The organism is Streptomyces kryoterrae (assembly GCF_054072135.1).
Genome location: NZ_CM133358.1, coordinates 1,370,554 through 1,394,352 on the forward strand (window position 1 = coordinate 1,370,554; position 23,799 = coordinate 1,394,352).

The window sequence follows — 23,799 nt, forward strand, 5'->3', positions numbered from 1 at the left end:
CCACTCTCGGCGGACCCGCCTCTCACCACTACTATTAAGGCCTGCCTAACCTAAGGGAGTTATCCGGTGGAGACCGCACGGTGACGCCGGGGAGAAGGGTTCGCCCCGTTCTTCTCGTGGCAGTTCTCGGCGCCGTCCTGCTCGGACTGTGTCTTCTGTCACTCGCCCTCGGCGCGGCCAGCATTCCGCCCGATCAGGTGGTGCGGGCACTGTTCGGTGACGCGCCCAGCCGGTTCGTGGACAACGTCATCTGGTCGGCGCGGGTACCTCGCACGGCGCTCGGACTGTCGGCCGGGGCGGCGCTCGGTATGTCGGGCGCGCTCATGCAGGCGCTGACACGCAACCCGCTGGCGGACCCCGGGATCCTCGGGGTGAGTGCCGGTGCCTCGTTCGCGATCGTGCTGGCTGTCGGAGTGTTCGGAGTCGGGTCGTTCTACGGGTACGTGTGGTTCGCGTTCGCGGGTGCGATGGCGGCCAGTGTCCTCGTGTATCTGCTGGGCGGCCTCGGGCGCTCCGGGCTCACACCGGTCAAACTGGCGCTCGCGGGCATCGCCGTGACCTCCCTGCTGTCCTCCTTCACCAGCGCGATCGTGCTGACCGACCCCGACGCGCTCAACCGCTACCGCTTCTGGTCGGCCGGTTCGATGGCCGACCAGGACGGCGAGACCGTCCTGCGGATCCTGCCCTTCCTCGCCGTGGGCGCGCTGCTGGCCTTCGCCAGCGCGCCCGCCCTCAACAGCATGGCCCTGGGCGACGACGTGGCCGCCTCCCTCGGCCGACGGCTGGGTCTGGTGCGGCTCCAGGGCGTCACCGCGGTGACCCTGCTGACCGGGGCCGCCGTCGCGGTCATCGGCCCGGTCGTCTTCATCGGGCTCGTGGTGCCCCATGTCGCCCGCGTGCTGGCCCAGATGGCGGGGATCGGCCCCGACCAGCGCTGGCTGCTGCCGCTGTCGGCCGTACTCGCGCCGAGTCTGCTGCTCGCCGCCGACATCGTCGGGCGCATGGTGGCCCGGCCCATCGAGGTCCAGGCCGGTGTGATCGTCGCCTTCATCGGCGGGCCGTTCTTCATCGCCCTGGTGCGGCGCCGGAAACTGGCGGAGGTGTGAGGATGACGAACCCCAAGTCCGCCGTCGACGCAGCCGCGTTGGCGCCCGCCCGCCCTTCTCTCCGCATCCAGCGGACCTACCGGCTGGCCGTCCCCCCCGTCTCCGGCATCCTCCGGCCCCGCCTGGTCACGGTGACCGCGCTGCTCGCCGTGGGCACGTTCCTCCTCTTCTGCTGGAGCCTGACGATCGGCGACTACCCGATCGCGTTCACCGACGTCGTACGCGCCCTGGTCGGCTCCGGCGACCCCGGCACCGTGCTCGTCGTCCAGGAACTGCGGCTGCCGCGCTCGCTGGTGGGGCTGCTGGCCGGGATCGCGTTCGGGATGTCCGGCGGGCTGTTCCAGACCATGACCCGCAACCCGCTGGCCAGCCCCGACATGATCGGCCTCACCCAGGGCGCGGGCACCTTCGTGGTCGCGGGCATCGTCCTGGGCTGGGACGGCGGCCTCGGCACCCAGGCGCTCGGTCTGCTCGGCGCGCTGACCACGGCCCTCGTCGTGTACGCGCTGGCCTGGCGGCGGGGTACCACCGGCTACCGGATCATCCTGGTCGGTATCGGCGTCGCCTGGATCTGCACGAGCGCCACCGACTACCTGGTCGCCAGGGGCGGCCGCTTCCAGGCACAGGCCGCGCTGGGCTGGCTGGTCGGCAACCTCAACGGCCGTACCTGGTCGGACGTCGGGCCGCTCGCGATCGCCCTGGCCGTCCTGCTGCCGACGGCACTGCTGCTCGGCCGCCTGCTGCGCACGCTCCAGTTGGGCGACGACGTGGCGACCGGCCTCGGCACCCGCGTACAGCCGGTACGCCTCGCCGTCCTGCTCACCGGCGTCGGGCTGATCGCCTTCGCGACCGCAGCCGCCGGACCCGTCGCCTTCGTGGCGCTGGCCGCCCCGCAGATCGCCCTGCGCCTCGCGCGCACCGCCTGGCCGCCCACACTCGCCTCGGGCCTGACCGGGGCGCTGATGGTCCTGGGCAGCGACCTGATCGCCCGTACCCTCGTCTCCGGCACGGAACTGCCGGTCGGAATCGTCACCGGCGTGCTCGGCGCGCCGATCCTGCTCTGGCTGCTCGTCCGCGCCAACCGCGCGGGTTCAGGAGGCTGATCGCATGTCGACGGACCCCAGGATGCCGGCCGACGCCCTGTCGACGGCCAAGGCCACGACCACTTCCACCGAGGACGCCATGCCGGTCGATCCCCTGCCCAACACCGCGGAACCGGCCGCCGACCCGGACCTGAGGGCCACGGGGCTGCGGCTGTCGTACGACAACCGGGTGGTCGTGGACGGCCTCGACCTGGCGATACCGCCCGGCCGGATCACGGCCATCGTCGGTGCCAACGCCTGTGGAAAGTCGACGCTGTTGCGCGCCCTGGCCCGGCTGCTCGCACCCCGCGAAGGTGCCGTCCACCTGGACGGCCGGACGCTCCAGGCCATCCCCACCCGGGAGTTGGCGCAGCGTCTGGGCATTCTGCCCCAAAGCCCGGTCGCGCCCGAGGGGTTGACGGTCATCGACCTCGTCAACCGCGGCCGGTCGCCGCACCAGACGTGGTGGCGGCAGTGGTCGAAGGCGGACGAACAGGCCGTGCACGAGGCGCTCGCCGCGACCGACATGACCGACCTCGCGGACCGCCCGGTGGACGAGTTGTCCGGCGGCCAGCGGCAGCGGGCGTGGATCGCGATGGCGGTCGCCCAGGGCACCCCCGTACTCCTCCTGGACGAGCCGACGACGTATCTCGACCTGGCCCACCAGATCGACGTGCTGGACCTGATCACGGACCTCAACCGCCGCGAGAACCGCACCGTCGTGATGGTCCTCCACGACCTCAACCAGGCCTGCCGGTACGCCGATCACGTCGTCGCCATGAAGTCCGGCCGGATCGTGGCGGAGGGGCCGCCTGCGGAGGTCATCACGGAGGAGACGGTGGAGGACGTCTTCGACCTGACGTGCCGCATCACCCTCGACCCGGTCAGCGACACCCCCATGGTGATCCCGATGGGCCGCCACCACCAGGACGTGCGCGCGAGGACGACCTCATGAACCTGAGGACCGAGCGAACCGACGAGCGTGACAGTCCGGTTCCTCGCCCCCGCCGCCCCTACCCGTCCCGTCCCTGGGGGCTGCGCCCCCAGACCCCCCTGTCGCGCTGAACGCGCTCGTCCTCAAACGCCGGACGGGCTGGAAGATCGAGCCCCTCCGGCGATTGAGGAGCGGGGGTTCGGGGGCAGCGCCCCCGAGGACGGGAAGGGTAGGGGCGGCGGGGGCGAACAACCCGGTGATCCGCGAACGGGACGCTGACGGCCGTGAGCCGCGCCTCACACCGGTCCGCCCGACCCCCAAGGCGCGCTACCCCTGACCCCGATCGAAACCTTCATGCACTGCCGCCGTCCCGCCCCCGCAGGGCCTGCTCCGCGTCGACCGTGTCGCCGACGAGAGCGTGTACCAGGAGCCCAACGTCTGGATGCGGCACGTCTGAAACACCCCGGGTATCGGCTAGCCCCAGGCGCCGGCCCGGAGCTTCCACACCACGTTCCGCCGCAGCGGCCCCTCCGGGACGGTCAGGTCGACGAAGTCCTTGGCCGGGTCGTGGGTCATGCCGAGGCGGCGCATCACCGCCTGCGAACGGAGGTTGGTGGCGGTCGTGATCGCGAGGACCTCTTCGAGGCCGAGGCCCTTCTCGTCGAAGGCGTGGGCAACCACCGCCCGGGCAGCCTCCGTTGCGTATCCGTGCCCCCAGGCGGACCGGGCCAGCCGCCACCCCGCCTCGACCCCGTCGAACGCCATGTCGTCCTCGACGGGGTCCAGCCCGGCGAACCCGATGAACTCACCGGTGCCCGTGACCTCCACCGCCCACCAGCCCCAGCCCCGTTCGTCGAGGCCGGTCTGGAAGTGGGCGGCGGAGGCTTCGCTCTGTTCACGGGTGAGGGCGCCTCCGAGGTGCTCGCGGACCTCCGGGTCGGCGTTCATGGCCGCCCAGGGGACGAGGTCGGAAGGGCGCCAGGAGCGCAGGACGAGGCGTTCGGTTCGCAGGTCTGGCATGGCGTCATCCTGACGTGATCGCGTACCCGCGTCGACCGGGAATCGGCCCACCCGCGAATCCGGCCTCCTCCGTCAGGGACGCGCCGTCAGATACCCGCCCATCGTGCGGAAGTAGTCCGTCGCCGCGAGCTCCGAGCCGTCCTCCGTCCGTACCCGCTTCACCAGCAGCCCCCGCAGGCGCCCGTTCCGGGCCTCCGTGCCCGCGACCACGACGATTCCGTCGCCCTCGCGGATGAAGATCCGGCCGGGGGTCCCGCCGTAGCAGCCCTCGGACACCTCGGCGTCGACGATGCGTATCCGCTGCCCCTTGTGATGGGTGAACGCGTTGGGATACGGGTCCGACTGAGCGCGGATCAGGCGTTCCAGGGACTCCGCCGGCCAGGTCCAGTCGATGCGGCTGTCCTCCAGGGAACGCTTGTGGAAGAAGCTCGCCCGGCTGCGGTCCTGGGGAATCCACTCGGCACGGCCCGAGGCGATGAGCCCGAGAGACTCGTGGACGACCGGTGTGATCAAGTCCACAGTGCGGTTGAAGAGGTCTGTCACCGTGTCGCGCGCGCCCACCGGGACCGCCCGTTGCAACAGCACGTCACCGGCGTCGAGCTCTGCGTTCATGCGGTGGGCGGTGACACCGACCTCCCGTTCGCCGTTGATGAGCGCCCAGATCAGCGGGGAGAAGCCCGCGTACGCCGGGAGCAGCGAGTCGTGGATGTTGAGCGTGCCATGCGCCGGGAGGTCGAAGATCTCGGGGGGCAGGACGGTTCGCCAGTTGTTGGCGACGATCAGGTCCGGCGCCAACTCCCCCAGTTTGGCGAGGAGTTCGGGATCGTCGGGGCGGTTGCGCAACAGGACCGGAATGCCGTGCTTCTCGGCCAGGTCGGCCACCGAGTCGTCCCAGATCTTCTCGTACACGTGGTCGCTCTTGGGGTGGGTGACCGCCATGACCACCTCGTGCTCGGACTCCAGCAGGGCCTGGAGCGTGCGGTGCCCCCAGGTCTGATAGCCGAACATGACGACCCGCATATCCGATCCTTCCGTAGGACACACCATTGCAAGGTAAGGCTAACCTTATTTAATATCAGTGGCGCCTAGGGGAAGGGAAGTTGCGGTGAACGCACTGCACGACGAGCCGGACGCCATCCATGACGTGCTCGGTATCGGCTTCGGCCCGTCAAATCTCGCACTGGCGATAGCCATCGCGGAACACAACGCACAAGCCGCGCCCGAGGAGCGGATCCACGCCGAGTTCCTGGAACGCCAGCCACGTTTCGGCTGGCACCGCGGCATGCTCATCGACGACGCGACCATGCAGGTGTCCTTTCTCAAGGACCTGGTCACCATGCGCAACCCGACCAGCGATTTCAGCTTCCTGTGCTTCCTGCGGGACCGCGGCCGGCTGGTGGACTTCCTCAACGCGAAGACCCTCTTCCCGCTGCGGATCGAGTTCCACGAGTACTTCGAGTGGGCGGCTGCCCGGATCGCGGACCAGGTGACGTACGACGCCGAGGTCGTCTCCGTGGAGCCCGTGCTGACCGAGGACGGCGAGGTCCGCTGGTTCGACGTCGTCAGCCGCGTGCCGGGCGATCCGGGGCGTACGGTGGTCCGCCGGGCCCGCAACATCTCGGTCGCCGTCGGTCTCGAACCGCACGTCCCGCCGGGCACCGCACTGTCGGACCGTATCTGGCACAACAGCGAACTGGTCCCCCGCACCCGCGAGTTGACCGGCTCGGGCGCCTCGGTGGGCCGCATTCTGGTGCTCGGCGCAGGTCAGAGCGGCGCCGAGGCGGTCGACTACCTGCACCGCTCCTTCCCCGGCACCGAGGTGTGCGCGGTCTTCGCCAAGTACGGCTACACGCCCGCCGACGACAGCCCGTTCGCCAACCGGATCTTCGACCCGGAGGCGGTGGACGTCTACTTCCGGTCCCGGCCGGAGGTGAAGCAGTCCCTGCACGACTACCACCGCAGCACCAACTACTCGGTGGTCGACATGGACCTGATCGAGACGCTGTACGCCACCATGTACCGCGAGAAGGTCCAGGGCACCGAGCGGCTGCGGATGCGCAACGTCTCCCGCATCCGGGACGTCGAGCAGCTGGACGACCGGCTGGACGTCACCGTCGAGTATCTCCCCACCGGAGAACGGGAGGTGCTCTCCTGCGACGTGCTCGTGCACGCCACCGGCTACCGCCCCCGCGACCTCGACACCATGCTGGGCAGAGCCTCCAAGCTCTGCCTGCGGGACGACAACGACGCCGTACGGGTCGGCCGCGACCACCGGGTCGAGGTCTCGTCCGAGGTCACGGCCGGCATCTATCTCCAGGGCGCGACCGAACACACGCACGGTCTCACCTCGACGCTGCTGTCGACGACCGCCGTGCGCTCGGGAGAGATCCTCGACTCCCTGCTCGCCCGTCGCACCAGCGATGCCGTCGTCGGAGCTGGGCAGCCAGCATCAACTTAGAGTAGCCTTACCTAAGTTTCAGGCCTGTCCGGGTGCGCTTGCACGGCCTCGGACAGGTCCTACCGGCGTAAACCGTCGTCCGATAACTGTCGTCCGATCCCGGAGGGTTACGGGTGAGTAGTCCTTCACAGCTGTCGGGGCGGGACGTCCTGCGGCAGGCGGTCAGAGGGCAACGGCGTGACGTCGCCCTCGGCGCGCTCCTCGGCTCCGGCCACCAACTCGGCGAAGTGATGGTGCCGGTCGTGATCGGCCTGGTCATCGACCGCGCCGTCACGGACTCCGACACCGGCGCCCTGCTGAGCTGGCTCGCCGCCCTCGCCGTCGTCTACGTCGGACTCGCGCTCAGCTGGCGCTTCGGCGCCTGGTCCGCCGACCGGGCCGCCGCCCAGGCCGAACACACCCTCCGCGTCACCCTCGTACGCCGGGTCCTGGATCCCGGAGGCGGTGCGGAGGAGGGCCGGCTGCCCGGCGCCCTCGCCAACATCGCCACCGAGGACGCCAAACGCGTGGGCGCCGTCAGCATGGCGGCCATGGGCGGGATCTCGTCCCTCGCCGGCATCCTCGTGGGCGCGGTCGTGCTGTTGCGCATGTCCGTCACGCTCGGGCTCGTCGTGCTGCTCGGCACTCCTGTTCTGCTGTGGCTGGGCCACCTGCTGAGCAAGCCCCTGGAATCGCGCAGCGAGGCCGAGCAGGAGCGGGCCGCACACGCCTCGGCCGTGGCCGCCGATCTGGTGGCCGGCCTGCGCATCCTCAAGGGCATCGGCGGCGAGTCCACCGCGCTCGCCCGCTACCGCACCACCAGCCGCGACTCCCTGCAGGCCACCCTGAAGGCCGCCCGCGCCCAGGCCTTCCAGAGCGGCATGGTGCTCGCCCTCACCGGCTGCCTGATCGCCGCCGTAGCCCTCGTCGGCGGCCGGCTCGCCGCCCAGGGGGACATCAGCCTGGGCCAGTTGGTGTCGGCCGTGGGGCTCGCCGTCTTCCTCGTCGGCCCGCTGGAGACCCTCGCGTGGGTCAACGCCGAGCTCGCCCAGGGCCGGGCCTCGGCCACCCGCATCGCGGAGGTACTGGCCGCTCCGCACATCGTCACCCCGGGCACGGCGACCCTGGCCCAGCCGGTGCGCGGCGCGATCCGCCTGACCGCCCTCAGCCTCGGCGGGCTCAAGGGCCTCGACCTCGACATCGCACCGGGTGAGCTGCTCGGCGTGGTCGCGACCGACCCCGCGGACGCCACCGACCTGCTGCGCTGCCTGGCCCGGCAGTCCGACCCCGATGCGGGCACCGTCGAACTCGACGGCGTCCCTCTCCGCAACCTGGACCCGGCCGAGCTGCGCACCGCTCTGCTGGTCGCCGAGCACGACGCCGACCTCTTCGAGGGCACCGTCCGCGGCAATGTCACGGCGGCCGCACCCGACCACGCGGACCCCGGCCAGGCGATGACCGCGGCCGGTGTGGCCCAGGTCGCGCAGACCCTCCCGGACGGCGAGGACACGGCGGTCAGTGAGCGGGGCCGCTCCCTCTCCGGCGGGCAGCGTCAACGCGTGGCGTTGGCAAGGGCGTTGGCGGCCGAGCGGCCCGTCCTGGTGGTCCACGATCCGACCACCGCCGTGGACACGGTGACCGAGGCGGGCATCGCCACCGGAGTCAGGGAGATCCGCAAGGGGCGTACGACGGTGCTGGTGACCACCAGTCCCGCGCTGCTGTCGGTCACCGATCGGGTCGTACTGCTGGAGGACGGCCGAGTCACCGACACCGCCTCGCACGCCGACCTGATTGACCGTCACGAGACCTACAGAGCGGCGGTGCTGGCATGAACGGCAACGAACTCTCAGCCAGCACAAAAGAGTTGCTGCCCACCGCGACACCCCGGCGCACCCGTGCCGCGGTCCGTGAACTGGTCCGCCCGCGCCGTCGGCCGGCCCTCGGCGCCTTCGCCGTGATGGTCGCGGCGACCGCTGTCGGGCTGCTCGTCCAGCCGCTGCTGGGCCGCATGGTGGACCTGGTCGCCGAGCACCGTCCGCCCGACGACCTCACCCTCCCCGCCGTCCTCCTGGTCCTGGTGGCCGTCGCGCAGGGCGCCGCCACCGCGCTCGGACTGTCCCTGGTCTCCCGGCTCGGCGAGACCGTGCTGGCCCAGTTGCGCGAGCGGTTCGTCGAGCGGGCGCTGCGGCTGCCCCTGGAGCAGGTGGAGAAGGCCGGGTCCGGCGACCTCAACGCCCGTGTCACCAGGGACGTTTCGGTGGTCGGCGAGGCCGTGCGCAACGCGCTGCCCGAACTGGCCCGCTCCCTGCTCGCCATCGTGCTGACCTTCGCCGCGATGGCCCTCCTGGACTGGCGCTTCCTGCTGGCCGCGCTGCTCGCGGTGCCCATCCAGGCGGGGACCGCGCGCTGGTACGTACGCAACGCCGTGCCGCTGTACGCCGAGCAGCGCATCGCCATGGGGGCCCAGCAGCAGCAGTTGCTGGACACCATCGCGGGCGCCGGCACCGTACGGGCGTTCCGGCTGGAGGAGCCGCACACCGAGTCCGTCACCCGACGCTCGTCCGCCGCGGTCGCGTTGACGATGCGGGGTGTGCGGCTGGTGCTCGACTTCTACAACCGGCTGCACATCGCCGAGTACACCGGCCTCGCCGCGGTCCTGGTCACCGGGTTCCTGCTGGTGCGCGCCGACTCCGTGTCCATCGGTACGGCCACGGCCGCCGCGCTCTACTTCCACAGCCTCTTCGGCCCGGTCAACCAGGCCCTCGCGCTGCTCGACGACGCCCAGTCGGCGACGGCGGCACTGGCCCGACTGGTCGGCGTCGCCGACATCCCGGAGCCCGAGGCCACTCCCCCGGCGCCCACGGCACAGCGGCGCGAGCCCGGCACGGTCACCGTGACCGGCGTCCACCACGAGTATCTGCCCGGGCGTCCCGTCCTCCGGGACGTTTATCTCACGCTGGCCGCCGGGGAGCGGGTCGCGCTGGTCGGGTCGAGCGGCGCGGGCAAGACGACGCTCGCCAAGCTCATCGCCGGTGTGCACGAGCCGACCTCCGGCACGGTTCGGCTCACCGGCGCGTCAACCTCCTCCGGCAGTCTGCCGGTTGCCCTGGTCACCCAGGAGACGCACGTCTTCGCCGGGCCGCTCGCCGACGACCTGCGTCTCGCGCGCGCCGCCGCCTCGGACGAGGACCTGCGTACGGCCCTGACCGAAGTGGGCGCGCTGGACTGGGCGTTGACCTTGCCCGAGGGCCTGGCCACCGTCGTCGGCGAGGGCGGGCACCGGCTCACCGCCGCCCAGGTCCAGCAACTCGCCCTGGCCCGGCTCGTACTGGCGGATCCGCCGGTCGCCGTGCTGGACGAGGCGACGGCCGAGGCCGGCAGCACCGGCGCGCGGCTGCTGGAGAAGGCCGCCGACCGGGCGATCGGGAACCGCACCGCGCTCCTGGTCGCCCACCGTCTCACCCAGGCCGCCGACGCGGACCGGATCGTCGTCATGGACGGCGGCCGGATCGTGGAGAGCGGCACCCATGACGAGCTGTGCGCGGCGGCCGGTACCTACGCCTCCCTGTGGCAGGCCTGGTCCGGCACCCGTTCGCCGGCCGAGAAGCCCCCCACGCGTCCCAGCACCGACACAACCACCACCGTGAAGGACCACTGATGCTCGGCTCTCCCAGAGGCACTCGGCTCGCCGCGGCGCTCACCTCCGTACTGCTCCTCCTCGGCGCCGCCACCGCCTGTGGCTCCGACGACGACTCCGACACGGCGGGCTCCGCCGCCGACGCGTCCGCCAACTCCGCCTTCCCGGTGACCCTTTCGCACAAGTACGGCAGCACCACGATCAAGTCCGAGCCCAAGCGGATCGTCACGGTCGGTCTGACCGACCAGGACGCCGTCCTCGCGCTGGGCAAGGTGCCGGTCGGGACGACCGAGTGGCTGGGCGGCTACAAGGGCGCGATCGGCCCGTGGGCGGCGGACAAGCTGGGCAGCGCGGCGACGCCGACCGTCCTCAAGGACACCGGCACGGGCCCGCAGACCGAGAAGATCGCCGCGCTCCGGCCGGACCTGATCCTCGCGGTCTACGGCGGTCTGACGAAGGCGCAGTACGACACGCTGTCGAAGTTCGCCCCGGTGGTGGCCCAGCCGAAGGAGTACAACGACTACGGCGTGCCGTGGCAGAACCAGACCGAGATCATCGGCAAGGCGCTCGGCCAGGAGACCAAGGCGAAGGAACTGGTCACCGGGGTCGAGTCCGACTTCAAGAAGGCGGCGACCGAGCACCCCGAGTTCGCCGGCGCAAGCGCCGTGATGGCGACCCCGTACGAGGGCATCTTCGTCTTCGGCAGCCAGGACCCGCGCTCGCGCGTCCTCACGAACCTCGGTTTCAAGCTGCCCACCGACCTGGACAAGGTCATCGGTGACGAGTTCGGGGCCAACATCAGCAAGGAGCGCACCGATCTCCTCGACACGGACGCGATCGTGTGGATCGTCTCCGACACCACCAAGGACAAGGCGACGCTGCGCAAGGACCCCCTGTACGCGGACCTGAAGGTGGCCAAGGAGGACCGTGAGGTCTTCGTCAAGGAGAGCAGCGACTACGGCAACTCGGTGTCGTTCGTGTCGGTGCTGAGCCTTCCGTACATGCTCGAGCGGCTGGTCCCGCAGCTGACGGCGGCCGTCGACGGCAAGGCGGCCACGAAGGTGACCGAGCCGACGAGCTGACGCCTACTCATATGGGTGCGACCCGACCGGAGTTCCGGCCGGGCCGCACCCATGTCGTTCATCGGCTCACGTGGTGGGCCTGATCTGCCACTGCTGGCAGTTGTTGCCGAGCCAGGTCCACTGGCGTACGTCGGCGCCGTTCACGGTGGAGCAGTCGGCGACGTCGGCGACCTTGCCGGTGGACTCGTTGACGATCCGGACATAGTCGCCGGTGGCCGTGTAAACAAGCCTGAACTTCTGGCAGTTGTTGTTCAGCCAGGACCACTGGCGCAGATCGGTGCCGTCGGCCGTGGCGCAGCCCGCGGTGTCCATCACCTTGCCGGTGGCGACGTTGACCAGTCGGCTGGTGTCGTTGGCCTGGTCCTCGATGCGCCACTTCTGGTTGGTGCCGCCGTTGCAGGTCCACTGGAGGATGTTGGTGCCGTCGGCGGTGTTCCCGCCCTCCACGTCGAGGCACTTGCCGCTGTTGCGGTTCACCAGCGTGTACGCGGTCGGGGTCGCGGCGGTCTCGCCGGACGGGCCGGGCAGCGTGGTGCCGAGCGCGACCGGGGTGCCGAAGTTCGGCGTGCCGTCCGCGTTCCAGGTGAACTTCTGGGCGCGGGTGGTACGGCCGTTGCCGCAGCCGCCCGAGGCCGAGTCGTTGGCGTGGTAGACGATCCAGTTCTCGGTGCCGTCCGGTGAGGTGAAGAACCCGTTGTGGCCCGGCCCGTAGACCCCGGCGGCGTCGTTGCGCTGGAAGACGGGCGTTTGCTTCTTCGTCCAGGAGGACGCCAACAGCGGGTCGCTGCCGGTGAGTTCGAGCTGACCGAGCTTGTAGTCGGCGGTCTGGCAGTAGCTCGCGGAGAAGGTGAGGAAGGTCCGGCCGTCGTGGTAGAGCGGCTCGGGGCCCTCGTTGACGGGTGCCCCGGAGGTCTCCCAGGCCAGCGTCGGCTGCGAGATGAGGCTGAAGGTGGAGCCGCTGACCGTGTACGGGTTGGTCATGGGCGCGATGACCAGGCTCTGCTTGCTGCCGCCGATGGCGCCGCTGCCGATCAGGTAGAGCTTGTTGTTGTACGTCAGCACGGTGGCGTCGATGAGCCAGCCGCCCGGGTCGAGGTTGGACCCGGTGAGCTGGTTCTTGAAGGTGTACGGGCCCATCGGGTCGGTGCCGGCGCTCTCCACGACGTAGGTCCGCTGCTGGTCGCAGCAGGCGGCCCCGCTCGGCGCGCCGGAGTAGTACAGGTACCAGTGGCCGTCGAAGAAGTGCAGCTCGGGCGCCCAGAAGTTGTTGTTGCGGGTCGAGGTGGTGTCACTCCAGACCTGCACGCTGGGAGCCGTCGACAGCCCGGCCAGGGTCGCCGACTTACGCATGGTCAGGACACCGGTGAAGGACGTGGTGACCAGGTAGTAGCTGCCGTTGTAGTACTCCAGCCAGGGGTCGGCGCCCTTCTGGGACTTGACCGGGTTCGTGTACGGGCGCCCTTCGGCCGCGGCGGCGGGCTGGATGCCGACGACAGGTACGAGCAGCGCCAGCAGCGCCGCCAGGAGGGTCAGCCAGTGACGGGTACGGAACACAAACAGGTCCCTTCTCATGATCACATCGCTGTCACATTGTTCGAAATCCCGGACTACGTACGTAACTTCGACCAGAACCTAGATACGCGGGGTGCGCACGTCAACGCTTGTGACAGGTTCGGTTCCGGTTTGCGTCCATCGCGTAAAAAACTTGTTGTCCGACCTGCCGAACGTTGTTCGAAAACCCTTGACGCCCCTGGTCGCATCGATTGACACTCTCGCAACGCGCGGACACACAGACGAAATCTGATGTCTCCCGTTACCTCCCCCCGTGTCCGAGCAGAGGAAGCCGAAACGATGCATCTCGCGAGATCACGCGGCCGCAGCAGACCCTGGTCACCACGGCTCGCCGGACTGACCGCCGCATCGCTTCTCCTCGGCCTCGCGGGGCCGTTGGCCATGTCGGTTCCCGCTCACGCCGCCGCAGCCGACATCACCGACGGGCTGGCCCTCTGGTACAAGCTCGACGCGGCCTCCGGCACCACCGTCGCCGACGCCTCGGGCAACGGCCGTACGGGCACGGTGAACGGGACCGCCGGGTGGTCCAACTCCGGTGAGGGGCTTGCCTTCAACGGTTCCGACACCTACGTCAAGGTGCCGGACAACATCATGAGCGGCATGACCTCGATCACCGTCTCGATGGACGTGAAGGTCGACTCCACCCAGTCCAGCCCGTACTTCATCTACGGCTTCGGCAACACCAGCGGCTCGGCCGGCAACGGCTATCTGTTCACCACGGGCAACTCGTACCGGACGTCCATCGCCAGCGGCAACTGGTCGACGGAGCAGACGACGCGGACAGCCGGTACGAACCTGCAGCGCGCGGTGTGGAAGCAGATCACCTACACCCAGACCGGCAACACGGGCGTGCTCTACGAGGACGGCGTGGAGGTGGGCCGCAACACGGCGATCACCCTCACCCCCGGCTCCATCGGCGCGGGCACGACCACCGCCAACTACATAGGCAAGTCGGTGTACCCCGGCGACAACCTGTTCAAGGGCAACATCCGTGACTTCCGGGTCTACGACCGGGCGCTGGCCGGCACGGAGGTCGAGGAACTCTCCCTCCCCGTCGCCACGCAGGGCGTCGCCGCCGACAAGTCGGCCCTGACGCTGGGCGACACGAGCGCGGTGATCGCCGACCTCACCCTGCCGAGCGCGGGCCCTTCGGGCGGCTCCGCCATCACCTGGGCGACCGACAACGCCTCCGTGGTCTCGGCCTCCGGCGCCGTCACCCGCCCCGCCGCCGGCTCGCCGGACGGTCACGCCACGCTCACGGCGACCCTGAAGAAGGGCCCGGTGAGCGACACCAAGACCTTCGACGTCACGGTCCCGGCCACCTTCGACGACGCCACCGCCACCCAGCGGGCCGCCGACGCGCTGACCGTCCCGAACATCGACGACGTACGCGGCAACATCACGCTGCCGTCAACGGGCGTCTACGGCACGGCGGTTGCCTGGTCCTCGGCGAACCCGGACGTCATCGCGGCCGACGGTGTGGTCCACCGCCCCGCGCACGGCGCCGGCGGTACGACGGTCGACCTGACCGCGACGATCACCAAGGGCACCGCCACCACGACCCGCACCCTGACGGCCAAGGTCCCCGAACTCCCCGCGAAGGAAGCCCTCAAGGGCTATATGTTCAGCTACTTCACCGGCGAGGGCACCTCGGACGGCGAACAGCTCTACGCGGCGCTCAGCAAGGGCAACGACCCGCTGAAGTGGCGGGAGTTGAACGACGGCAAGCCCGTCCTGACCTCCACGCTCGGCGAGAAGGGCCTGCGCGACCCGTTCATCATCCGCTCCCCCGAGGGCGACAAGTTCTACCAGATCGCCACCGACCTGCGGATCTACGGCAACGGCGACTGGGACGCCTCCCAGCGCACCGGCAGCAAGTCCATCATGGTGTGGGAGTCCACCGACCTGGTCCACTGGACCGACCAGCGCCTGGTGAAGGTCTCCCCCGACTCGGCGGGCAACACCTGGGCGCCCGAGGCGTTCTACGACAACGAGCTCGGCTCGTACGTCGTCTTCTGGGCCTCGAAGCTCTACGACAACGCCGACCACTCCGGCGACACGTACAACCGCATGATGTACGCGACCACCCGTGACTTCCGCACCTTCAGCACGCCCAAGGTGTGGATCGACCGCGGCTACTCGGTCATCGACTCCACGATGATCAAGGACAAGGACACCTACTACCGCCTGTCCAAGGACGAGCGGAACAACAGCTCCTCGACGCCGAACAGCAAGTTCATCTTCGAGGAGAAGAGCGACTCGATCCTCAACCCGTCCTACACCGCCGTCGCCGAGGGCATCGGCAAGGGCGCGATGAGCGCGGCCGAGGGTCCCCTGGTGTTCAAGTCGAACACCGAGGAGAAGTGGTACGCGTTCCTCGACGAGTTCGGCGGTCGCGGCTACATCCCCTTCGAGACGACGGACCTGGCCTCCGGCGTCTGGACCCCGTCCACCGGCTACGACCTGCCGTCCAAGCCCCGGCACGGCACCGTGCTCCCGGTCACCCAGGCCGAGTACGACCGGCTCCTGAAGACCTACCAGCCGGACCAACTCGTCCAGTCCGTCGAGGACATCACGGTGAAGACGCGCACGGGTGAGGCCCCGGTCCTCCCGGCCACGGTCATCGCCACGTACGCGGACGGCGTCAAGCGTCCCGTCACCGTCACCTGGGACGCCGTCCCCGCGTCGGCGTACGCCCAGCCCGGCACCTTCAGTGTGATCGGCTCCCTCCCGAACGGCGAGGCCCTCCCGGTCCACGCCGCGGTCACGGTCTCGGCCGAGGGCCCGGACGTTCCGGCCGACCTGGTCCTGCACTACGACTTCGACGAGACGGGCGGCAACATCGCCCGTGACTCCAGCGGCCACGGCTACCACGGCACGTACGTCCGAACTCCCGACTTCGGTACGGGAGTCGAGGGCGGCTCCTTCAAGATGTCCGGCGGCAACAGCAGCTCCAGCTCGCCGTACGTCAAGATTCCCAACGGCGTGCTGAAGGACACCACCAGCGTCACCGTCTCCACATACGTCAAGTGGAAGGGCGGCGACAACTTCCAGTGGCTGTTCGGGCTCGGCCCCGACAGCAACAAGTACCTGTTCGCCACGCCCTCCAACGGCGGCGGCAAGCTGTTCTCCGCGATCACCAAGGCCACCTGGTCCGGTGAGAAGCAGATGATCGGCGGCTCCCAGCTCACCCAGGGCGAGTGGAAGCACCTCACCGTCACCCTGGACGGCGCGACCGAGACGGCGATCCTCTACGTCGACGGTGCCGAGACGGCCCGCGTGAGCGGTGTCACCATCAAGCCCTCCGATCTGTACGACCCGGCGAAGGACTACTCCGGCTACATCGGCAGGTCCATGTACTCCCCGGACCCGTACTTCGGTGGCGAGGTCGACGACTTCCGGATCTACAACCGGGCCCTGACGCCCGCCGAGGTCCTGGAACTCAGCGGCAACACCACCGGGATCGCCGCGGTGACCCACCCTGCGCTCAAGGTCGACGCGATCATCACCGACACGGACAGCAAGGTCGTCCTGCCGCTCACCCCGGGCAGTGATGTCACCGCCCTGGCACCGCAGTTCACCCTGGCCCACGGCGCGAGCATCAGCCCCGCCTCCGGTACCCTCCACGACTTCACCGAGCCGGTGAAGTACGAGGTCACCGGTTCGGACGGCAAGAAGCGCACCTGGACCGTGACGGCCGTGGAGATGAGGAGCCCGGTGCTGCCGGGTCTGAACGCGGACCCGAACATCGTCAGGTTCGGCGACACCTTCTACATCTACCCGACCACCGACGGCTTCGAGGGCTGGAGCGGTACGCAGTTCAAGGCCTACTCCTCCACGGACCTGGTCCACTGGAAGGACCACGGCGTCATCCTGGACCTGGGTCCCGACATCAGCTGGGCGGACAGCCGCGCCTGGGCGCCGACCATGGAGGAGAAGAACGGCAAGTACTACTTCTACTTCTGCGCCGACGCGAACATCGGCGTGGCAGTGTCGGACTCGCCGACCGGCCCCTTCAAGGACGCCCTGGGCAAGCCGCTGCTGAAGGCCGGTGACCACCCGGGCCAGATGATCGACCCGGCGGTCTTCACCGACGACGACGGCCAGTCGTACCTGTACTGGGGCAACGGCAGGGCCTACGTGGTCCCGCTCAACGCGGACATGGTCTCCTTCGACACGTCGAAGGTCACCGACATCACGCCGAGCAACTACAACGAGGGCTCGTTCGTCATCAAGCGCAACGGGACCTACTACCTGATGTGGTCGGAGAACGACACCCGGGACGAGAACTACCAGGTGGCCTACGCGACCGGTTCCTCGCCCACAGGCCCCTGGACCAAGCGCGGTGTGATCCTCCAGAAGGACCTCTCCCTGGGCATCAAGGGCACCGGCCACCACTCGGTGGTCCACGTCCCGAACACCGACGACTGGTACATCGTCTACCACCGCTTCGCGATACCCGGCGGTGACGGCATGCACCGCGAAACGACCATCGACAAGATGGAGTTCGACGCCGACGGATCGATCAAGAAGGTCGTCCCGACCCTGTCGAGCATCGACCCGGTGACGATCGTCCACGCGGGCGCGGACACAACTGGCCAGGAAGGCAGCGCGATCCCGCTCACGGGCACCATCTCCGGTGCAGGCAAGCCGAGTTGGAGCGTGAGCCCGACAACCCCCTGCACGTTCTCCAGCAGGACCACGATCCCGACGTCCATCACCTGCCAGGACAACGGCACGTACGAGGTCACACTGACGGGCGGTCGCAGCAAGGACACCCTGACGGTGACGGTCACGAACGCGCCGCCGTCGATCACCTCGGTCCAGGGTCCGAAGACCCCGGTCCCGGCCGGCAAGAACACCCCGGTGCGCATCTCGGCGAAGTTCACCGACCCGGGCCGCGCCGACACCCACACCTGCAGGATCGACTGGAAGGACGGCACCACCCCGACATCCGGCAAGGTCACGAACGGCACCTGTGAGGCGAGCCACGCCTACCTGAAGGCGGGTATCTTCCGGCCGACGGTCACGGTGACGGACGACGACAAGGCCGAGGCCACCGCCCAGCTCCCCGAGCTGATCGTGTTCGACCCCAAGGCCGGTGTGGCGGGCACCGGCGTGATCGCCTCCCGGCCGGGCGCCTACCCGGCCGACCCGAAGCTGACCGGCAAGGCGGCCTTCTCCTTCGGCGCCTTCTACCGGAAGGACGCCACGGTCCCGACGGCCACGGCCTCCTTCGACCTCGCGGCGCCCGGCAAGTCCAAGGCGAAGGTGCGGTTCCGCTCCACGTCCTCGGACTGGCTGGTGGTCACCGGCTCCACCGCGGTGTACCAGGGCTCCGGCACGGTCAACGGCAAGGACGGCTACGCCTTCCTCATCACGGCGACGGACAAGCCGGACACGTTCCGCATCCGGATCTGGAAGAAGTCCACGGGCGACGTCGTGTACGACAACCGCACGGGGACCGCGACCAAGGGCATCGTCTTCCGCCGATAGGCCGCGGACACAGGTCGCGCCGGACATCCGGACCCGAGGGCGCGCACACCGAGTTGGGCCTGACCGCCCGCTCGATGTGCGCGCCCTCGGCGTTCTGGTCCCCGAAAACGGCTCAGGGGCTGTTTCGAATTGCTCCGAAACAGCCCCTGAACCGCGACTCTCACAAGTCGGGACGACAGGATTTGAACCTGCGACCCCTTGACCCCCAGTCAAGTGCGCTACCAAGCTGCGCCACGTCCCGTTGCGTCGTCCCGCGGTTGCCCCGCGTGATCACGCGAGCAGAACTTTACCCCACGCCAGGGTCTGCCCCGGAGGCGGCAGGTGGCGCGCGACAATCGGTGCATGAGCAGCAGTGCGTCGGAGAGTCGGGCAGCAGCAGGCGGGCGACGGGACCGGGACGGGGAGGGACGAGCACGCAACGCGCGGCCACGGGACGGGCTCGGGCGCCCGCTGCCGTACGGCGAGCATGGGGTGGACCGGCAGCCCGAAGGGGTCGTACGCCGTCCCGAGGACAGCGTCGCCGAGGCGCAGGCGTTGCTGGACGCGGGCAAACCGTTCCACGCGCACGAGGTGTTCGAGGACGCCTGGAAGTCGGGGCCGGAGGAGGAGCGCGGCCTGTGGCGAGGGCTCGCGCAGCTGGCCGTGGGGCTCACGCACGCCGCGCGCGGGAACGTGACGGGCGGTGTCCGGCTGTTGCGGCGCGGAGCCGGCGCTGTCGAGGAGTGGGCAGCCGTGGGCGCACGGTCGCAGCCTTACGGGATGGATCTCGCGGGGGTCGTCACGTGGGCGCGGGAGCTGGCGACGGAGGTGGAGCGGGAGGCCGCGGCCGTCGACGCGGTGGCTCGGGCGCCACGCCTGTCGAACCGTACCGTCGGCGGCTGACCTGGGCCGACGGCCGCGTTGTCAGTGGTGTGCGGCAGACTCGGGGCGTGCGGAGGATTCATGTCATCGGTATCGGCGCGGGCGACCCCGACCAGCTCACCCTGCAGGCGGTCGGGGCGCTGCGGGACACCGACGTGTTCTTCGTCCTCGACAAGGGCGAGGCCAAGTCCGACCTCGTGCGGTTGCGCCGGCACCTGCTCGACACGCATGTGCCGGAAGGGACGTACCGCCTGGTCGAGGTGCGCGATCCCGAGCGGGACCGGACGGCCGGGGGCGCCGCTTACTCCCCCGCGGTCGGGGACTGGCGGCGGGCCAGGGCCGAGATCTACGAGCGGCTGATCGCCGGTGAACTCGGCGCGGAGGAGAGCGGAGCGTTCCTGGTGTGGGGCGACCCCTCGTTGTACGACAGCACGCTCGGGATTCTGGAGGAGACCCGCGGGCGGGGCACGGTGGACTTCGAGTACGACGTCGTGCCCGGCATCAGCAGTGTCTCCGCGCTGGTCGCCCGGCACCGCACAGGGCTCAACCGGGTCGGGCGTCCCGTCCAGATCACCACCGGGCGACGGCTCGCCGAGGGTTTTCCGGCGGGGGTCGACGACGTGGTGGTGATGCTGGACGCCCATCAGGCCTTCCGGGAGTACGCCGACGAGGACATCGACATCTACTGGGGTGCCTACATGGGCACGCCGGACGAGATCCTCGTCTCCGGGCCGATCGCCGAGGCCGCACCCCGTATCGAGCGGTTGCGTGCCGAGGCACGTGAGCGCAAGGGCTGGATCATGGACACGTACCTGCTGCGCCGGAACCCCGGGGAGCCTCGGCCCGAGCAGCCGTAGGCACCGGGGGCCGGGAGCCGGATACCCGGCCGGACGCCACCCCTTGCACGGGTGTACCACCGGTGTGATCGTGACCTCGTGACAGTCGCCGAGGACACCGCACCGCCCGCCGCCGCGCAGCCACCTGTGCTGGACTCCCGCCGCCGCAACGTCGTCTTCGTCACAATCATGCTCGGCATGCTGCTGGCCGCCCTGGACCAGACGATCGTCGGCACGGCCCTGCCGACGATCGTGTCGGACCTGGGCGGTGCCGAGCACATGTCGTGGGTGGTGACGTCGTATCTGCTGGCGGAGACCGTGGCCACGGTGCTGGTCGGCAAGTTCGGCGACCTGTTCGGCCGCAAGGTGGTCTTCCAGGTCTCGGCGATCGTCTTCATCACCGGTTCGTTCCTGTGCGGACTCGCCACGAACATGACGCTGCTGATCGTCTGGCGGGCCATGCAGGGCGTCGGCGCGGGCGGGCTGATGGTCACGGCGATGGCTCTGATCGCCGACGTCATCCCGCTGCGGGAGCGCGGCAAGTACCAGGGCGCGATCGGCGCCGTGTTCGGTGTGGCGACGGTCATCGGACCGCTGCTCGGCGGCCTGTTCACCGACCATCTGACGTGGCGCTGGGCGTTCTACGTCAACGTTCCCATCGCGATCGCGGTCGTGGTCGCGGCGGCCCGCACCATTCCGGTGGTGAAGTCGGCGGTACGCCCGGTCATCGACTATCTGGGCATCGCGTTCGTCGCGATCGGCGCCAGCGCGCTGATCCTGGCGACGAGTTGGGGCGGCAACCAGTACGCGTGGGGTTCCGGCGTCATCGTCGCGCTGTTCGTCGGCGGCGCGGCCTCGCTCGGCCTGTTCTGCTGGGCGGAGTCCCGCGCGGCCGAACCGATGCTGCCCATGCGGCTGTTCGGCAACCCCGTGTTCACGGTCTGCTCGATCCTCAGCTTCATCGTGGGCTTCGCGATGCTGGGCGCGATGACGTACCTCCCCACCTTCCTCCAGTACGTCGACGGCGACTCGGCGACGGTCTCCGGCGTACGCACCCTCCCCATGGTGCTGGGCCTGCTGATCGCGTCCGTCTTCAGTGGCAACGTGGTCAGCAAGACCGGTCAGTACCGCTTCTTCCCGGTCATCGGCTTGGCGGTGATGGGCCTGGGCCTGTATCTCCTCTCCCTCATGGACGCGTCGACCAGCACCTGGCTGGCCTCGCTCTACATGTTCGTCCTCGGCTCCGGTATCGGCCTGGGCATGCAGGTGCTGACGATCGCCGTCCAGAACACCGTCGAGTACGCCGACCTCGGCACCGCGACCTCCGGCGTCACCTTCTTCCGTACGCTGGGCAGTTCGTTCGGGACCGCGGTCTTCGGCACGCTCTACACCAACTCGCTGACACCGAACCTCTCCGAGGGCATCGCGGAAGCCGCCCGCACGGGTACGGCGGACCAGGCCACCATCACCAGGGCGGCCACCAGCCCGGCCGGCCTGCACCAACTGCCCGCCAAGGCGGCCGAGCCGATCATCGGCGCGTACGCGGACACCATCCAGACCGTCTTCCTGTGGACCGTGCCGGTCGCACTCCTCGGCTTCGTCGTCGCCCTGTTCCTCAAGCAGGTCCAGTTGCGCGACAGCGCCCGGATGGCGTCGACGGACATGGGCGACGGTTTCGCGACGCCGAGCAACCCGGACTCGCGCCGACTGCTGGAAGCCTCCGTGGGCAAGATCATCGGCAGTACGGATCTGGACACCGCGCGCCGGATCGTCAGTGACTCCGACACCCGCCTCGACATCGCGGGCGCCTGGGCCGTGATGCAGGTCGAGCTGTTCACCCGCATGGTCGGCCACGCCGGCCTCGGCCTGATCGCCGCCCGCCGTCACATGCCGCCCGAGGTGCTCCTGCCGGTCTTCGACCGCATGGTCGAGGAGGGCTATCTGACCCGCACCGGCTCCTTCTTCTCCCACACCGGGGCGGGCACCCGCGAGGCCGAGGTGATCAGCAGTGCCTGGGGCACCTGGCTGGCCGGCCGGGTGGAACAGGACCTCGGCCGCCCCTCGGGCGACGACCTGCGCGCCGCGGTGGACACCATCGCCAAACGCCTCCTGGTGGAGGACCTCAGCAGCAGCCTGCCGACCCGTCCGGCGGCACTGTCGGGAGCGGGCGGAGGTACGTCCGGGTCGTAGTCGGCGTCCCGTGGAAGTCACGGTCGGACGCGTCGGCTCTCGCGTGAGGCCGTTCCCGGGAGCGAGAAACCAGATGCCCCGTCATTCGGGTCACGGCCATACTCCTGTCATGCCCCCGGCCCCGGTGCGCTTCCGCGACCCCCGCAGCACGAAGGACGACTTCATCGGCTCGGTCCTGGTGCGCTGTCCGCGCTGTGCGCGTCCCGCACATGTCCAACCGGACCCTCACGAGCCGGACCAGGCGATCCACTCGGTGCTGTTCGCGCCGCGGCGCCTCGTGTGCGGCGGCTGCGGTCTGTCCCGTCGTTGGTCCGGCAGCTCGGTCATGTTCTCGGGCAGCACCGCCGCCACGGCACGCGACCCGTACTTCCACCTCCCCGTGTGGCTGCAGACGGAGACCCGTCACGGTCGGCTGTGGGCGTACAACCTCGAACACCTGGCCTATATCAGGCGGTTCGTCGCGGCCTCCCTGCGCGAACGGGCGCCCTGGTACGACACCGGTCGGAAAATGACCCTGGTCGCCCGGCTGCCGGTATGGATCAAGAGCGCCAAGAACCGGGACGAGGTGCTGCGCGCCATCGACCGAATACAGGCCACGCTCGGCGCGAGCCAACACCCGAACCGCCGCTGATCAGCGCAGCAGCAACTGTGCCCCGCCCACCACGGTCGCCGCGATGACCAACTGCTCGAACAGCCGCTGGTTGATTCGGTTCACAGCCCATTTGCCGAGAAACGCACCGGGGATGACGAACACCACGAGCGCCGCGTCGAGCAGGAGCGAGTGGCCGTCGATCAGGCCGAGGCCGGCGCTGAAGGGAACCTTCGAGACGTTGACGATCAGGAAGAAGAACGCCGACGTGCCCAGAAAGCCGAGCTTCCGGAAGCCGGCCGAGAGGAGATACATCGACATGACCGGGCCGCCCGCGTTGGCGACCATCGTCGTGAAGCCGCCGAGGACACCGTACGAGCGGGCCTTGAGGCGGCCGGCGGGTGTGCTCACCGCGTCCGGTTCGTCCTCCTCCGATTCCGCCTTTGCCTCCGCCTCCGCACGCCGTCGGCGCCACACCGTCACCCCGGCCATGAACAGCAGGATCGCCCCGATCGAGGTCCGTACGACGTCGTCGTCCGCCCACACCAGGAACACCGTGCCGACGACCACGCCCACCGCGACCGCCGGGAACAGCCGCCACAGGGTCGGCCAGTGGGCGTGTCGGCGGTAGGTCAGGACGGCGAGTACGTCCCCCGCGATCAGGATCGGCAGCAGCACACCGGTGGACTCCCGGGCGGGCAGGACGGCCGCGAAGATCGCCAGGCTGACCGTGTTGGCCCCGCTGACGGCGGTCTTGGAGAAGCCGACGAGCACCGCCGCGGCGGCGAGCGCGGCGAACTCCCAGTGCGTCATGTGCCAGAGCGTCATCGTGTTCATGCGGACACTGATGCTAAGCCCACCCAACTGCGGCCGTAAGGACCGTCTCGCCAGGTGACCCCTGCCCCACCCGGACGCGTCACCGTGGACCGGCCGCCCGGCCCCTGGGAAGATCCACGC

At 69.6% G+C, this 23,799-nt stretch carries 16 protein-coding genes and 1 tRNA gene; 12 read left to right on the forward strand and 5 right to left on the reverse strand.

Going from position 1 to position 23,799, the window contains the following annotated elements; all coding sequences use genetic code 11:
- Positions 1-80: 80 nt before the first annotated feature.
- From ACW4TU_RS05610 to ACW4TU_RS05620, 3 genes are all read left to right on the forward strand, one after another.
- Positions 81-1,106: a FecCD family ABC transporter permease gene (locus ACW4TU_RS05610; protein ID WP_457425206.1), complete on the forward strand. Its 1,026-nt coding sequence runs from the start codon at positions 81-83 to the stop codon at positions 1,104-1,106.
- A gap of 2 nt (positions 1,107-1,108) precedes the next feature.
- Positions 1,109-2,209 (forward strand): FecCD family ABC transporter permease, encoded by a 1,101-nt coding sequence (locus ACW4TU_RS05615; RefSeq protein WP_457425208.1) that lies wholly within the window; start codon positions 1,109-1,111, stop codon positions 2,207-2,209.
- Between the two features lie 79 nt (positions 2,210-2,288).
- Positions 2,289-3,143 carry an ABC transporter ATP-binding protein gene (locus tag ACW4TU_RS05620; RefSeq protein WP_457430728.1) on the forward strand — a complete coding sequence of 285 codons (855 nt, stop codon included), beginning with the start codon at positions 2,289-2,291 and terminating at the stop codon, positions 3,141-3,143.
- A gap of 453 nt (positions 3,144-3,596) precedes the next feature.
- Here ACW4TU_RS05620 and ACW4TU_RS05625 read toward each other — a convergent pair whose 3' ends face one another.
- Both ACW4TU_RS05625 and ACW4TU_RS05630 read right to left on the reverse strand, forming a co-directional pair.
- A complete protein-coding gene (locus ACW4TU_RS05625; RefSeq protein ID WP_457425210.1) occupies positions 3,597-4,142 on the reverse strand; it encodes a GNAT family N-acetyltransferase in 546 nt (181 codons plus the stop codon).
- A 72-nt stretch (positions 4,143-4,214) separates the two neighbouring features.
- Positions 4,215-5,162 (reverse strand): methionyl-tRNA formyltransferase, encoded by a 948-nt coding sequence (locus ACW4TU_RS05630; protein ID WP_457425212.1) that lies wholly within the window; start codon positions 5,160-5,162, stop codon positions 4,215-4,217.
- 85 nt (positions 5,163-5,247) lie between these two features.
- Here ACW4TU_RS05630 and ACW4TU_RS05635 point away from each other — a divergent pair, with 85 nt between their 5' ends.
- From ACW4TU_RS05635 to ACW4TU_RS05650, 4 genes are all read left to right on the forward strand, one after another.
- Positions 5,248-6,600 carry a lysine N(6)-hydroxylase/L-ornithine N(5)-oxygenase family protein gene (locus tag ACW4TU_RS05635; protein ID WP_457425214.1) on the forward strand — a complete coding sequence of 451 codons (1,353 nt, stop codon included), beginning with the start codon at positions 5,248-5,250 and terminating at the stop codon, positions 6,598-6,600.
- 113 nt (positions 6,601-6,713) lie between these two features.
- A complete protein-coding gene (locus ACW4TU_RS05640; protein ID WP_457425216.1) occupies positions 6,714-8,411 on the forward strand; it encodes an ABC transporter ATP-binding protein in 1,698 nt (565 codons plus the stop codon).
- The gene (locus ACW4TU_RS05645; protein WP_457425218.1) at positions 8,408-10,237 is read left to right on the forward strand and encodes an ABC transporter ATP-binding protein; all 1,830 of its coding nucleotides are present in this window, start codon (positions 8,408-8,410) and stop codon (positions 10,235-10,237) included. Before ACW4TU_RS05640 ends, ACW4TU_RS05645 begins: the two co-directional genes overlap by 4 nt.
- The gene (locus tag ACW4TU_RS05650) at positions 10,237-11,298 is read left to right on the forward strand and encodes an iron-siderophore ABC transporter substrate-binding protein (protein WP_457425220.1); all 1,062 of its coding nucleotides are present in this window, start codon (positions 10,237-10,239) and stop codon (positions 11,296-11,298) included. Before ACW4TU_RS05645 ends, ACW4TU_RS05650 begins: the two co-directional genes overlap by 1 nt.
- Positions 11,299-11,364: 66 nt before the next feature.
- Here ACW4TU_RS05650 and ACW4TU_RS05655 read toward each other — a convergent pair whose 3' ends face one another.
- Positions 11,365-12,870: a family 43 glycosylhydrolase gene (locus tag ACW4TU_RS05655; protein WP_457425222.1), complete on the reverse strand. Its 1,506-nt coding sequence runs from the start codon at positions 12,868-12,870 to the stop codon at positions 11,365-11,367.
- Between the two features lie 279 nt (positions 12,871-13,149).
- Here ACW4TU_RS05655 and ACW4TU_RS05660 point away from each other — a divergent pair, with 279 nt between their 5' ends.
- Positions 13,150-18,366: a family 43 glycosylhydrolase gene (locus tag ACW4TU_RS05660; RefSeq protein ID WP_457425224.1), complete on the forward strand. Its 5,217-nt coding sequence runs from the start codon at positions 13,150-13,152 to the stop codon at positions 18,364-18,366.
- Between the two features lie 167 nt (positions 18,367-18,533).
- Here the strand turns inward: ACW4TU_RS05660 and ACW4TU_RS05665 are convergent.
- Positions 18,534-18,607 (reverse strand) — tRNA-Pro (locus ACW4TU_RS05665).
- 101 nt (positions 18,608-18,708) lie between these two features.
- Between ACW4TU_RS05665 and ACW4TU_RS05670 the strand changes: the two genes are divergently transcribed.
- The 4 genes from ACW4TU_RS05670 to ACW4TU_RS05685 all read left to right on the forward strand — a co-directional run bounded on the left by ACW4TU_RS05670 (position 18,709) and on the right by ACW4TU_RS05685 (position 22,884).
- Complete coding sequence (locus tag ACW4TU_RS05670; RefSeq protein WP_457425226.1) at positions 18,709-19,248, forward strand: DUF309 domain-containing protein; 540 nt, start codon at positions 18,709-18,711, stop codon at positions 19,246-19,248.
- 47 nt (positions 19,249-19,295) lie between these two features.
- Positions 19,296-20,084: a precorrin-6A synthase (deacetylating) gene (gene cobF, locus ACW4TU_RS05675; protein WP_457425228.1), complete on the forward strand. Its 789-nt coding sequence runs from the start codon at positions 19,296-19,298 to the stop codon at positions 20,082-20,084.
- 78 nt (positions 20,085-20,162) lie between these two features.
- The gene (locus ACW4TU_RS05680) at positions 20,163-22,253 is read left to right on the forward strand and encodes an MDR family MFS transporter (RefSeq protein ID WP_457425230.1); all 2,091 of its coding nucleotides are present in this window, start codon (positions 20,163-20,165) and stop codon (positions 22,251-22,253) included.
- Positions 22,254-22,362: 109 nt separating this feature from the next.
- The gene (locus ACW4TU_RS05685) at positions 22,363-22,884 is read left to right on the forward strand and encodes a hypothetical protein (RefSeq protein ID WP_457425232.1); all 522 of its coding nucleotides are present in this window, start codon (positions 22,363-22,365) and stop codon (positions 22,882-22,884) included.
- Here the strand turns inward: ACW4TU_RS05685 and ACW4TU_RS05690 are convergent, their stop codons facing one another.
- Positions 22,885-23,679, reverse strand: a complete 795-nt coding sequence (locus ACW4TU_RS05690) for a sulfite exporter TauE/SafE family protein (protein WP_457425234.1) — start codon at positions 23,677-23,679, stop codon at positions 22,885-22,887. It lies immediately after the preceding gene.
- Positions 23,680-23,799: the final 120 nt, after the last annotated feature.

Coding starts and splice junctions, on each gene's coding strand:
- ACW4TU_RS05650 (WP_457425220.1), top strand. CDS start 10,237: ATGCTCGGCTCTCCCAGAGGCACTCGGCTCGCCGCGGCGCTCACCTCC.
- ACW4TU_RS05645 (WP_457425218.1), top strand. CDS start 8,408: ATGAACGGCAACGAACTCTCAGCCAGCACAAAAGAGTTGCTGCCCACC.
- ACW4TU_RS05630 (WP_457425212.1), bottom strand. CDS start 5,162: ATGCGGGTCGTCATGTTCGGCTATCAGACCTGGGGGCACCGCACGCTC.
- ACW4TU_RS05685 (WP_457425232.1), top strand. CDS start 22,363: ATGCCCCCGGCCCCGGTGCGCTTCCGCGACCCCCGCAGCACGAAGGAC.
- ACW4TU_RS05655 (WP_457425222.1), bottom strand. CDS start 12,870: ATGAGAAGGGACCTGTTTGTGTTCCGTACCCGTCACTGGCTGACCCTC.
- ACW4TU_RS05625 (WP_457425210.1), bottom strand. CDS start 4,142: ATGCCAGACCTGCGAACCGAACGCCTCGTCCTGCGCTCCTGGCGCCCT.
- ACW4TU_RS05615 (WP_457425208.1), top strand. CDS start 1,109: ATGACGAACCCCAAGTCCGCCGTCGACGCAGCCGCGTTGGCGCCCGCC.
- ACW4TU_RS05690 (WP_457425234.1), bottom strand. CDS start 23,679: ATGAACACGATGACGCTCTGGCACATGACGCACTGGGAGTTCGCCGCG.
- ACW4TU_RS05660 (WP_457425224.1), top strand. CDS start 13,150: ATGCATCTCGCGAGATCACGCGGCCGCAGCAGACCCTGGTCACCACGG.
- ACW4TU_RS05670 (WP_457425226.1), top strand. CDS start 18,709: ATGAGCAGCAGTGCGTCGGAGAGTCGGGCAGCAGCAGGCGGGCGACGG.
- ACW4TU_RS05620 (WP_457430728.1), top strand. CDS start 2,289: ATGCCGGTCGATCCCCTGCCCAACACCGCGGAACCGGCCGCCGACCCG.